This window comes from Nocardia blacklockiae (genome assembly GCF_015477355.1).
GTDB classification, from domain to species: Bacteria; Actinomycetota; Actinomycetes; order Mycobacteriales; family Mycobacteriaceae; genus Nocardia; species Nocardia blacklockiae.
In genome coordinates, this window is record NZ_JADLRJ010000009.1 from 199,853 (window position 1) to 213,223 (window position 13,371).

Here is a 13,371-nt window from a genome sequence, read left to right on the forward strand (position 1 = left end):
GTGGGGGCCGTGGTGAGCGCGGCGTTGCAGCTGCTGTCCGAGCTTCCGGCGCCGGTGCAGGCGGTGGTGTTCGGCGGTGAGGTGCCGCGCATGGACACCGATGCCGGGCGTAGGACGAGTGCCGAATGGCGCGCGGCCAGTGCGGAATTGGAGCGGCTGACACAGCGGCTCCAGGAGGAGATCGCCGCACTGCCGGAGGCCGCGCGCGAGGCGCTCGGCAGCCGGATCGCCGGTGTCGCGGCGTCATTGCGCACCGGCACCGCGGGCTGCGGCCAATACTGCGCGCACATGGCCGACTACACCGACAGCAGCACCGCCGACACCGACAAAGAGGTGTACACCATGTACGCCTTCGGCCTGATGACGGTGTATCAGCTGTTGCTGGCCGGGGGTTGGCATCCGTTGCGGGCGATGCAGGTGCTGTCGAAGGCGCGGTCCGTGCATCTGTCCCGCTTCGCGGCATTCGTTGCCGAGCGGGCGGGTGCGGGTGCCGCCGCGGTGGCCGAGCGCGTGGGCCTGCTGACCTTGCAGGTCGGCGGGTTCGCGGCGCTGACCGGCGGCGTCGACCTCGGTGTGCAGGTGGGGCAGATGCTCGGGCTTCTGGACGGGCACCGCGAGCAGGTGGATTGGCATTCGGTCGCGACGTCGGCGGTGGCGGGCGCCGGCGCGGGCATCGGCGGCGTGGTGGGCGGGCGCGTCGCGCATGCGATTGTGCCGCAAGCGAGTTCGGCGCTGCTGGGACGCGCGGTGGTGGCCGCCACGGCGGGGGTGTCGGGTGTCATCGGTGGCGCGGCGGCGGCCGCCGGGATGAGCGGGCGGTTCGAGGTGACCTTGTCGGCGCTGGCGAGTGGGGCGGCGGTGGGTATGGCCGCGGCGCACGCCCAGGCGCGGACGCACGCCGAGGGCGCGCCGCCCGATTTCGCCGAAGGTGTATCGCGCGATCTTGCCGAGGGGACGATTCCCGACGGGCTCGCGACGGATCGCCTCACCCAGGAAGTGCGAGAGTACGGTGCGCGCGCCGGGGCGGAAGCGGCGGAGTACCGGCGGATGCACGGTTTGCGGGAACAGGAACTCGCCGAGACCCGGGCGGACGCCGGAACCGAGAACAGGGCCTCTGTCGGTGACACCGCGAGTGCGCCCCGCGCCGACGCGGCCGAGCTGGCTCGGCGGATCGCGGACCGGGACGCGGCGCGAGCCGAGTTGGCGCACGCGCTGGACATGACGCCGGAGGAACTGCGCTCCTGCGGACGGCCCGCTCTGGAAAAAGCTGTCGGAGAGGTGGATTCGTGGCTGCGCTCCCTCGGTCACGAAGGCTGGTCCCGATTGGATCCCGCGATTCGCGACGGCGTGCTCGGCGAACTGAACCAGCGAGTGGCGGCCCGCGCCCGCGCCATCGCGGTGGGCGAACAGGATTCGGCGTCGGTGCACGAATGGCTGCGGCAGAAGGGTCTCGCGGAGCCCGCGCCTGACGGTGGCCCGGCGCAGTGGTCGGCGGTGCGGCGGATCGCTGAGGCGCACCAGGCGGAGCACGTGATTCGTGTGCTGGACGCGTTCGAAAGGTACGGGGCCGCCGACGCGGAGGTCGGCGTCCTCGATCGCCATGCGACGGACACCGCACCCCAAAGTGCCACGGCTGCTGGCGAAAACGCGAGCCGCGCCGTGGGGACAGGTCAAGGCCCGGATCGTGCTGCGAACGTGGGCGAGAATGCGGGCCGTGCCGCGGGTGCCGAGGAGCGTGCGGGTCTCTCCGCGGGTGCAGGTGAGAGTGCGGATGGCTCGGCGAACGCGGGGCAGCAGGCGGAAAACCCCACCGGCGCAGGTGAGAACGCGAGCCGCGCCGTGGGTGCAGGTCATAGGGGGGATGGCTCGGGGAGTGCAGACGAGTACGCGGGGCGTGCCGTAGGTGGGGATGCGGGCGAGGGTCGCTCCGTGGGGACCGGGGCGAGGGATGGCGTGGTGGTCGGTGAGCGAACCGGTGTTGTGGCGTCGGACGGGGTCGGCCTTCGGTCGGAGGGTGAGGCTCGTGCGGCGAAGATGGATTCGGATGCGCTGGAGCGGTCGGTTCAGGAGTTGGGGGTCAAGGAGGGGGCGGAGGCGGTTGCGCGGGCGCGGGCTGCGGATTTTGCAGTGCTGCAACGGGAGTCGGTGCGGTCGGGGGCCGCGCTGGCGGAGTGGCTGGGTTTGTCGGATACCGAATTCCATTCGATGACGCCGTCGCAGTTGCGGGCGGCGGTGGAGCATTGGGTCGGGCGTGTGGAAGGGTCGCCCGAGTTGGGTGCGCAGGCGCGGCCGCATGCGGGCAAGCTGATCGGGGATGAGGTGCGCCGCGCCGTCGAAGCCGACAAGAGCAGTGGTCGTGCGCTCGTCGGTGGCGATGAATTGCCTGCGGCGCAGGCGGTTCCGGGAGAGTTGCTGGGCAGGTTGCGGGAGTGGGTCGGAGGGGACACGGCCGCTCTGGAGCGGTGGACCGACGCGCACGCCACCCTCGACCGCATGCTGTCGTCCCCGAACACGCTGCTGCGGTTGGATGCGGGCGAGGCATCCGCCCCGGTGAGCCCGACACTGCGCCGCGCACAGCACTTGTACGAACTCGAGTTGGCGGAAACGGCAGCGACAGACGGCACGGCCCTGACACCCGAGGCTGCGCGGGCGCTGGCGGCGGCGGGCCTGCCCCTCCCAGCTTCGTCGCACTCGGCACACGGGGATATGTCCGCCCTGTCACCCGCAGCGGTGGATGCGTTGGCGGCGGCGGGTTTACGGCCGTCCCTCCCGGGAGCGGGCCACGGCGGCTCATCCGCCCTGACGCCTGCGGCGGCGGAGGCATTGGCTGCGGCGGGTCTGCGACCTTCGGCACCGCCCGAGGCGGCGGCCGGCGGTGGCGGGAAAGGCGATGGTACGAGCCCCGTTCCAGACCAGACGGCTCCTGGACGCGAAATCGGCGGCACCCGAGGGCCGGGGAATGCGGACCGCGTGCATCCTCCGGAGGGCGAGGGTGGCGGTACCACGCTCACCCCTGCGGCGCGTGATGCGTTGGCGGCAGCGGGGCTGCGGCCGTCGGCGGATGCGTCTGCGGGGAGTTCTGGCGAGCAGACTGCGGCGGGGGGAGCGAAGAACGATGGCACAGGGCGATATTCGGCCCCCGACTCCACCTCCGCGCCGGAATCCTCGCCCGCCGGTAGGTCGAATCGCGGTTCGGTGCAGGTTCTCGAACAGGAGGCAGCTGCCCAGTCGGCACCTGTCGATCCGGTGAAGGAAGCCGCGCTGGCCGACGCTCGGGAATCGTATCGGCGGGAGGTCGACGAGACCCAGCGGGCGGGTGAATCGTCCCGGGGCACACCGTTGTCGGGCGAGTCCGCGCCCGCTCCGCATACCGGGCCGGCCGAGGCCGCTGCGGATACTTCTACTGGGCCGGCTGAGGCTGCTGCGGATGCTTCTGCCGGGCCGGCCGCGACCGCTGCGGATACTTCTACCGGACCGGCCGAGGCTGTTGCGGATGCTTCTGCCGGATCGGCCGAGGCTGCTGCGGATGCTTCTGCTGGACCGGCCGAGGCTGCTGCGGATACTTCGACCGGACCGACCGCGACCGCTGCGGATACTTCTGTGGAAACGGCAGGACCGGAGGTCGCGCGGAATTCGTCCGCGCCGGGAACCGCGACTGCTGCGGCTCACCCGGTTGATCCTGCCGATGCACCTGTGCGGCAAGCGAACAACGGCCGCCCGTCGGCGGCCGACCAACGGCCGCTGATACCTGGTGCCGCGATGCTGGGTGCTGCCACTGCGGCGGATGACAATGACACCCCGAACGCCGCTGCACCGCAGATGAATTCGATTCCGAACGCGGAATCTACCACAGCCGGTGCGACATCGGATTCCGCCGCGCCCGGCTCGCCCTCTGCCGAGGCATTGCCCTCCGACGAGACAGGGACCTCTCACCGCACGGCATCTGAGTCCTCCGCCCACACGGCACCTGAGTCCTCCACCCGCACGGCACCGGTCGACCCGGGCGCATCCGGCGGCGTAGCGGCACAGGAGGATCCGGCGGTGGCGCGGCAGGAGTATGCCGAGGCGACCGCGGCTGTGGCGGAGTTGTTGGGGATGACGCCGCCTGAGCTGCGGGTCTCGGGATGGCGGTTGCTGACGGCGGCGGTCGACCGGGTGGAGGCCGCGTTGGCGGCGCTGGGCAACCAGGGGTGGGGTGTGCTGACGCCCGACCTGCGGTCCGCGCTGCTGGCGGACTTGGGCGAGGTGATCGGGCGAGAACTTCGCGACCAAGGGGACCCGCGCCGAGGAACGGCCGCTGTGCTGGAGTGGTTGCGCGAGAACGACTACGGCCCGGAGGGGACGGCTCCGCCCACCGGGCAGCGATTCTCGTACTTGCGGCAGCTTGCCGGGGAATACCCCGAGTCACCCGTCGGTCGGCTGGTCGAGGCACTGGACCGCTTCCTGGCGAGCGATGCGCAGTTCGAAATCTTGTCGCCCGCACCGTCCGAGGAGGCACCGGCGCAGAGCCGACCCGCCGAGGACCCGCGTCCGGCGGAGACCGCGCCCACAACCGGGAGACGCAAGCTGGAGCTGGGCGGGTCCGGCTGGCTCGGTTCGCCGCTACGGGCCGAATGGATCCGGTTGGGCATGGCGCGGGCGGCCCTGGCGTGGGAGCTGGCACGGGAACACGGCCTGGAGTTCGATTACTGGGCACTGCGTCCCGGATCCGCCGAAACCGAGCGACTGCACACCGAACTCGACACCGCGACAGCGGAATTGGCCGACCTGCTCGCCGTGGATCCCGTAGAACTGAGTCCCGGGCGCATCGAGCAACTCCTGTCGGAATCCACGGCGGACGAACCGGATACCGAGCGCCTCGACGCGATCGCGCACCGATGCCTGCTCCTCTCCGAGCTGCTGGACACAGCGGCGGCCTTCGAGCGAATCCACGCGCGCGCGATGGTCGGCGGCACCACAAGCGCAGGCCCGGAACGCAATTGGCTGCAACGGTTGATCCGGATGGATTCGGGTGAGCTGAGCCGACGCTGGCAAGCGCTCCGAGCGACCCCTGCCCGTGTCCGTGCGCCGGGCATGTCGAGCCGCTACACAGGCCCACCGCCACCCCTGCGCTGCCTGCCGGTGGGCCAATGGCAGAGGGCGAATGACGGGTCGGACGATCCGCGATCCCGCGGTGTGACGGCACCCGGGGCGCCTGATGTGCCGCGCCCTCCGACGCCGATCGACTGCGCACCGGTGGTCACGGGGTACCTGCTCGAGGAGAACGGCAGCGCGGCCGTGGCGCGGAAGCTCGCGGACACACCGTTGACACCGAGTGCCGACCTCGGCGGAACCACTGTCGCACAGGTGGAGTCGGTGCTGGGTGGCAGATTCCGGCCGTTCGCGAGCTGGCAGGAACTCGGCGAAGAGTTGGCCGGGATGGCGCCGGGCGCGGCCGCGGTCATCACCACCGAGAGCGATCCGGCGCGGGCGGTCGCCGGTCATGGTCACGCCCAGTTGGTGTTTCACGACCGTGCGCAGCCCGGCGTGGTCAAGATACGCGACCCGGAGAAGAACGACGGCGCGAAGCAGGTGTTCGAACCCGCGAAGCAGCCGTCGGGTGTGCGCAAGTTTCTGGTCGTGCTCGACGCATCCGGCAACGTGGTGCGCAGACCCGCGCGCGAGCCGGGAAGCGTTGTGCGAGGGCGCACCCCATTGCTCGCGATGGCGGGCACCGACGAGCGCGACGACACGCCGCCGCCGTCCGCCACCGCGCACGAGCCGCCGCGCCCGCTCGAGGCGACTCTCGCCGCCCTCGGCAGACTCTCGAAAGAGGTTGTCGTTGTGGGCAGTACAGCGATGTCTGTCGTGTTCCCCGGTGTGATGCGCCTGCCGAACGACACGGACGTCTCGGTGTCGGAAGAGGGGTTTCGGCACCTCCGTGCGCAGGGGTGGTCGGAACAGCGATTCTCGGATGGCTTCGTTGTGCTCACCAACGGTGAGATCGAGGCCTCCGTCGGGCGCAGCGGCGTCTCCCACGAGGACTTGGTCGCGCGCGCGTGGCGAACCGAAAGCGGCATACAAGTCGCGGGACTGTCCGACATCACCGCGGCGAAATGGCGGCGAGGCCTGCCGAAGGATTTCCGCGACCTGGACCGGATCCGGTCGGTGCTACTCGATCGGGAGCGAATTCCCTTGCCGGAATTCGTGCTCGGCCGCCAGATACGGAAAGTTCGAGCGACACTGCCCGAATGGGTCCTCGAACATCCGTACGCGCCGGTGGCGGTGCGGCTCGCCGCCGACGGGATGTACGCGGTGAACGCGATGTACGGCGACCCGGAGGTCGGTGCGATCCTGCAGATCGTCGGCGAGTGGGAGCGGCCCGAATTCCTTGTTCCGGCGTCGTATCACAACGGGTTCGGACTCGTAGACGACCTGCGGCGGCTGCAAGATCACATGGAGAATATCCGGGCCGGCGCTCTGGACCGTCTTCTCGCCATGGCGGCTGATGCCAACAGCGACCTGAAGTTCGGCGGCGGCCGGATGTCGGACCGACCGGAGGCATACGACGAACTGGTGTCGGCGACGATCCTGCGGCAGCGGGCGCTCGCACTAGCGCCGGAGGCACGGGACGAAGCGCAATTGCTGTTCGAGGCCGTCGAGAACACCGCGTTCGATCAAGCTACCGGGGAGCAGCGAGGGCGATTCCATCCGAATCCGGTGGTGCGCGCCGTATGCGGCATAGATCTGCAGCATTTGTCCGAGTACGACGCTTTGGCCGTAGCGAGCTCGTTGGCGCCCGAAGACCTCGCCTCCCGCCGTACGGCCAAGTTCTATGCCCAGATCTACAGCCGTGCACTGATCCAGACATCGGCTCGCATCACGTCCCTGGCGGAGGCCGCGCAGTTTCTGCACGAGAATCGCGACCTGCGCCCGATCATGGACAACGGTGAGCCCGCAGATCTCAGCCTGTCCCAGGCCTTGGGAGCTTTCTACCGCTCCAACGCCACATTCGTGCACCCGTACCTGGGATATCGGTACCCGATCGGGTGGAGTTTGGAGAAAGAGGAGGAAGTGGAGCTGCGCCTGGAGCATTCCAAACGGTCGCGGCTCATCGGCGAGAAGCTGCTGTCCGGGAGTTGGACGCCGCGCCGCGCCGAGGAGGAGATCGCGGAGCACACCGAGATCATGCGGCGGCGGGCTCAGCGTCACCGAGAACGGAAGGTACCGCGTGCCACGACGGTGCGCGCCGACCGTCCGGACAGCACAGCCGACGCTGCCCGGGACGCCGATCTCGCCAGGTTGGAAAGCGATATGGCGGCCGGTGACCCCATGGCGGCGCTGGTGTACGCGAATCGCTTGGCCGATACCCGGACGCGACGCGGCAATATCGCGGCACGGCGGGCGCTGGACGCGGCCCGGCGTGCCGCCGAGGAGCGGGTGGAGAAACTGTCGGCCGAATTGGATTACGCGGCGCGGAGACAGGGAGCGCAGGTCGACCGACTGCTCCCGAATTCGGACTATCTCGACCACTGGCTGTGGGAGTTGGAATCGAAGACGAGCGAATTGGCGGAAGCGCTGCTGGCGGCGTGGCGCCGAAGTCCCGATCCGAGGGGGCATGGGCATTGGGATCAGCCCGACAGCCTCGAGCGGCTTTCCGGTTACCTGAGCCGGCATCGCGGTGGACCGCAGTCGGTGCATCGGGCCGTCGCTTTCTTCCAGCAGGGTCTTCGAGACCTGAGACCCGGGCATTTGCAGCGACTCCTCCGGAACGCCTCCGACGGTGGACTATCGCGCCTGCCCGGGTGGCTGATGCGCGCGGTTGTCGACTCGTTCGAAGCATTGAGTCTTGCCGATGTGCTCGATCTGCCGGGTCCGGTCATCGAGGAGAACACCGAGCACGCCTGGATCGCCGATGCGATGCCCGAATGGCGTGCGCTGGGCGAGGCGCTCGGCCGATCGTCGGAATCGGGCCACCTGATCGAGACGGTGACCGAATACCTTGAACTCGCCCGAGTGGTCGATATCCCGTCCCGCCTGGACAACGAACGGCGTGTGCTGGCCGCGATCGACGAGATGGAGCGCGAACTCGAGGTGATTCCGGTCCCGCCGAACAACGAGGCGCCGGGCACGCATGCGGCGGAAACCCTGTCGCACGACATCGATACGCTGGCCCGGGTCCGCGGCCTCCGTGACCTCTGGTCGGAGCTCAGCGGCATGAATCAGGATTATTCGGTCGAGGAGTTGCGATCCGAACTCCGGAAGCTGCGGTACGACCTCACTCGGGATCTGCGCCGAGCCGGATTGCTGGACTCGGATGCCGAAGTCACACTCGAACTCGCGCGGCGCGTGGAAACCGACGATGACGCCGTGCGACAGCAAGCTTCGCCGGGCATCGTCAGGAAGAAGGGGACAGCGGCACCGGCCGATATCGCCGAGCGTGCCGCGCGGTTCCGCCGGATTCGGCAGGCGCTGGAATATGCCGACGAATGCGAGCGGCTGGAGGTACGAATCGACGCCGGCCTCCGGTCGTTGGGCGTCGTTCGTGAAACGTCCGTCGCCGGAGCCGAGCCGGCGGAGCAAGACCGACAGCGCTGGGTGCCGGTGGCCGATCCGCGGGAGTTTCGGCTGGAAGGCGTTACCGAGCCGCGTGAGTGGGGCGAGCGGATCGCGGCGGTATCCCGCGTGCGGCGCCGCCTGTTCGAGGTGGCGGTCCGGCGGGCCCGGCGGCTCGGTGTGGACAACCCGGAGCAGTCGAGTCCGCGCGGACTGCGCCGCGCGGTGGACGAACTCATCGAGTGGGCCGACGATTTCCGTGCCGCGGGACCACACCCGCCAGAGGTCGAAGGCGAGCGGATCGCGGCGGCGCGTGTCGTTGCCTCCGGTGACATCGTTCGTCGCGACCTCGCGCTGCTCGATCACGTGCTCGCCGTCGAGCGTCGCACGCGGGCAGAGGCGTCCGCGGAGATCGCACAGCTCGTGCTCTCGCACGAAATTCTGTTCACCGCGGGCGCGCGCTGGCTGACATCTCAGGTGATGGTGGTCGAAGCGGAGGGCGCCCCGACCGAGGTCTACGTCGCCGGGGCGGCGGGGGCGCTGGAACAAGCCCTGGACAGAATCCCGCCCGACGAGCGTGCCGAGTTGTCGGAGCGAGACGTGCGCTTCCATTACACCGAGGTGACGGTCGACGAGGCGGGGCGGGTTTACCTTCGCGAGGTACAGCCCGCAGCCGAACATGCTGTGCCGGAGGGCGTTCCGCGCTCCGGGCCGTCCGCTGAGCCGACGCCGGACGCGTCCGCCGAGCCATCGCGAGACCGCGTCCCGGAGGAGGAATGGGCCGCGGCCCGCGCGGCCGTCGAACGGCAGCTCGAGACCTGGCGGCTCGCGGGTGTCGAGGGTGAGCGGATCACCGACTGTGTCGCGTTCCTGCCGGCGGGCGAGGGCGGACAGCTCGTCGTCGCCGCGCCCGCGGGCATGCACCGCCGAGTGCTGCTGGACGTGGTGACCAAGGACGCGAGATTCGTTGCGGCGCGGTGGCATCCGAGTTTCGACCGGCAGTATGTGGAGGTGCGGCCCGGCCCCGACGGCCCGGTCGCGGCGACCATCTCGGCTCGCACCGCCGAAGGCCGGTTCCGCGAGGCGACGGACGCCGAACTCGAGGGCATCCTGCTCGACGAGTATCTGCGTTTCCGCCGGGTCGGCCTGATCACCGCGTCCTTCCGGGACTGGCTGGGCGAGCTGGGCAAGCAGGTCTTCTACGGGCGGAAGGACGCTCGCAGATCGCGTGCCACCCGCGCACCGGTGGTCGCCGGTCGACTCAAGCGTGACGGCACGCTGCAGGCGTTCGCCTATGCGGCGGCCGAGTCGAAACCTGAACTGCACGCGGACCTTCCGCACCCGTTGGCGGTGCTGATCCGGGCGGTCACGCGGCAGATCCCGCTGCCCGCCGAGCCGGATCCGGGCGGGCCGGGACGCGTCGTGCTGCGCGCCGAGATCGATCTCGGCGCGCTGGCGCCGGTGGTCGAGCTGGTCGCCGACGGACTGCTCTGGCGCGTCGCGCCGCCGCGCGGGCACGGCGACGCGGGCGATGTGCTGAACCGGTGGTTGCAGGGCATGTCGGACCGCGATCCCGACCGGTTGCTGCGGCGGATCGAGGAGGCGGCGGCCGCGGGCGAGGTGCCCGCGACGACGCGGGTGAGTGCCGTGGTCCCGCCGCGTCACTACTGGGAGGTCTCCGCGACGACACGTTCCCAGGCGTTCACGGTCAATGTGACGCAACGCGAGGACGGCTGGTACGCCGTGCCGACGGCCGCACGCGAGGGCGCGCTCGAGCCGGTCGTCGAACCCGACCTGCCGTCGGTGATGTGGCGGGTGGCCGCGCAGGTGCGCGACGCGGGCCGCGACTCGACCGTTCGCGCACCCATCGACCTCGATATCACCTTGTCCCCCGAGGAGATTCGTCGATACGACGATCTCGTCCGCGCCGCCGATGCCGCCGCGGACGAGGTGGACGCTCGGCGTCGGGCGAGTGCGGCGATGGCCGTCCGGCTGGGCGTTTCCCAGCACGATGCTCTGGATTCTGATTCCATTGCGGCGCTGTGGGAAACGGTGCGCAACGCGCGCGAGAGGCTGGCCGACGACCTCGGGGTCGGTCCCGCGGAGGTGGAATCTGTTTTCTTGCCCGACAACGAGTTCGCCGCGCGGCGAGACGAAATACTGCGCCGTGAAGCCGATTTGCGCGAGTATGCCGAGCTGCGATCCCGCCATGCGGGCGCGGCGGGCGAGTTGTCCGAGGCCCAGCGCCGTCGCGACAGCTTCCTGACCGACCGGGTGGTGACGGCCGATCTGGGCCTGCGTGGCACGGGGCAAAAGGTCGGCGAGGGAATCGGATACGTGCCCGACGGCGCGGGCGGTCTGCTGGTGGTCGCGGCACCGCGGGCCGGCCATCTGGTGAGTCTGTTGCGACTGGCGGCCGAGCGCCCGGAGTTCGCCGACGCCCTGTGGCGCGACGGACTCGAGAAGCGCTATCTGGAGGTCACCGCGGGTGCGGCGGGTCGCCTCGAGGTCCGCACGGTGCGGGCCGACGAGGCGGAGGGCCATCGCCGCCGGCAGTCCGGCCCCGAGATTCGGGCGCAACTGCTCGACCATTACCTGAGTTATCGGGCGGCCGGTGCGGTGGTGCTGGGCTTCGACCGCTGGCTCGGGCTGCTGGCGGTCGAGGACCCGCTCGGCGACCCGGAACGGCTGGCCTGGCTGGGCCACCAGATGGTCCGGGCCGAGCCCGCGATCGAGCGGACGCACCCGGCGCACGTGCTGCACCGGTTGTGGACCCGGCAGGTCCCACCCCTGCCCGGGCCGCCCGAGCTGTCGGGGCGGCCGAATATCGTTTCCGCAGAAGCGGATCTCGGCGACACGATGACGACGCGGGTACTGCTCGAGCACGAGGACGGCATGTGGCGTCTCGCACCGGGCGGTGGCTCCGAGCTCGGCGATGTGCTCGCCCGGCACTTCCCCGGCCTGTCCGCCGTCACCCCGGACGCGCTGATCCGCAGTATCGGTGACTTCCTGCGCGAGAACGCCACGTGGGACGGCGCTGCCGCGCACCAGCTGTCGACGGTACCGGGCGCGTGTTTCCCGGTGGCCGCCCTCGCCGCGATGCACGCCCCCGGCCCGCGACTGCGGTTCGATATTCCCGGGGAAGTCCTGGACGGCGTCGTTCCCACCGCCGGATTCGACGGCAGGGACATCTCTCGCTGGACGCACGCGAACTGGCATCCGAAAGGGTTCCGCGACGCGGCAGCGATCATTGCGCACGTGCGCCGGACCGGCGGAACCCTTTTGGGTGCGGTGGATTTCGGTGTACTCGGCGCGCACGCGTTCGCGGTGTGGCGCGAAGCGGGTTTGACTGTGGTCGTGGAGCAGGTCGCGCGCCTCGATGTCGGCGGCGTAGTGCACACCTCGACCCGGATCGTGCGTGGCGAGGAGGCGGTGGACGCCTGGGCGGCCGAACTGACCCGGACCGTGGGCGAGGGAGCCACATTCCACGGCGTGGGGTTCAAAGCCGATGGGACACCGGAACTTCCGCTGCTGCCCGATCAGGAGCCCACCGGTCGCCGGGGCCGCGAATTCCCGATCCGCCCACTGCGCGGGCGTCCGCCCGAGCGGGGGCCGCCCGAGGGCGAACCGGGCGGCGAGCGGGACCTCGCCGCACGAAATCTCGACGAGGCTCGGCAGCAGCGGACGGTGGCAGTCGATCGGTTGCGCGCCGTGACAGCGCGACTGGGAATGGCGTCGTTCGAACCCGACCCCACGGCGCTCGACGCGGCCCGGCAGCGGGCGGGGCGTGCGCGCGAGACGTTGGCCGGTCTGCTCGCGGTCGACCCGTCGGAGCTGGCGGACCGCGAATATCTCGCGGAGCCGGTCGCACGGATGCAGGGCCATCTGCGCGCGCTCGACGACGCGGGACGGATGCGAGCCGCGGCCGATCCGGCGGCTCTGCGGGCATGGCTCGCCGACGCGGCGCGTCTGGAGAAGGACACGCAGGAGGCGACCGCCCGAGCCATCGAGGGCGACACCGCTCCGGCCGCCGCGCTGCCCGCGCGTCGTGCCGCTGTCAGCACCCGGCTGATCGAGCTCACCGGCGCGCCGAGACCGGTCGCACCGCCTCCCGCCGCCGACGACCCGTGCGCCGAACTCAGAGAATTGTCCGCCGTCGCCGGTCCCGAGACCGCGCGGCTGGCCGCCGCCGTAGTCGAATTCCTCGAAACCTCGGCGATGACAAACGTTCTCGCCGAATGTATTCAACTGGATCGGCTAATCGACAGCTACAGCGCCGACCTCAACCCTCTACTGCATCGCGAGGGTCCGTGGGATTCGCCGCGGTTGGATCGCGTCGAGGTCGACCACATCGTTCCGGCCGCGGAGCACGCGGTCGAACTGTGGCTGGCGGAGATGGCCGTGGTGCGGGAAATGATCGCGGACACCGATCGCTGGTCCTTCGACGAGATATTCGACCGCTATCTCACGGCCGGCTCCGAGGTCCGCCCCGTGGTGTTGACGGCGCGTGTTCTCAACGTCTCGGATCCCGACGGACATCCCGGCATCCGTGACGCTTGGACGCGGATTTCCGGGATCGTGGCCGAGGCCCGGCAGCGGATTCAGACCGACCCGGCACTGGGCGCCTGGATCAAGGACATGTACGAGCGCCGCGAAACCGCGGTCTCGGATCCGCGGCGGCGCGCGTTGCTGGAGCGGGTGTACCGCGAATTCCAGGCCGTCGGCATGGATCTTCCGGAGGCAGGCAGAGCGAGGATCGCTCGCATCGACGCCAGAGTCGAGGAACTGAAGACTCGCTTCCAGGAGAACAAGGCCGCAGCGCTCGCGGCGGCCGCC

Annotated in this window: 1 protein-coding gene (running past one end of the window); it reads left to right on the top strand. The window is 70.2% G+C overall.

The window, feature by feature from the left end; all coding sequences use genetic code 11:
• On the top strand, nt 1-13,371 hold the start of the coding sequence (locus tag IU476_RS25795) for a PfkB family carbohydrate kinase (protein WP_195104256.1). It continues 17,568 nt past the right edge of the window; 13,371 of the gene's 30,939 nt are visible here — the first part of the coding sequence; the start codon lies at nt 1-3; the stop codon falls past the right edge of the window.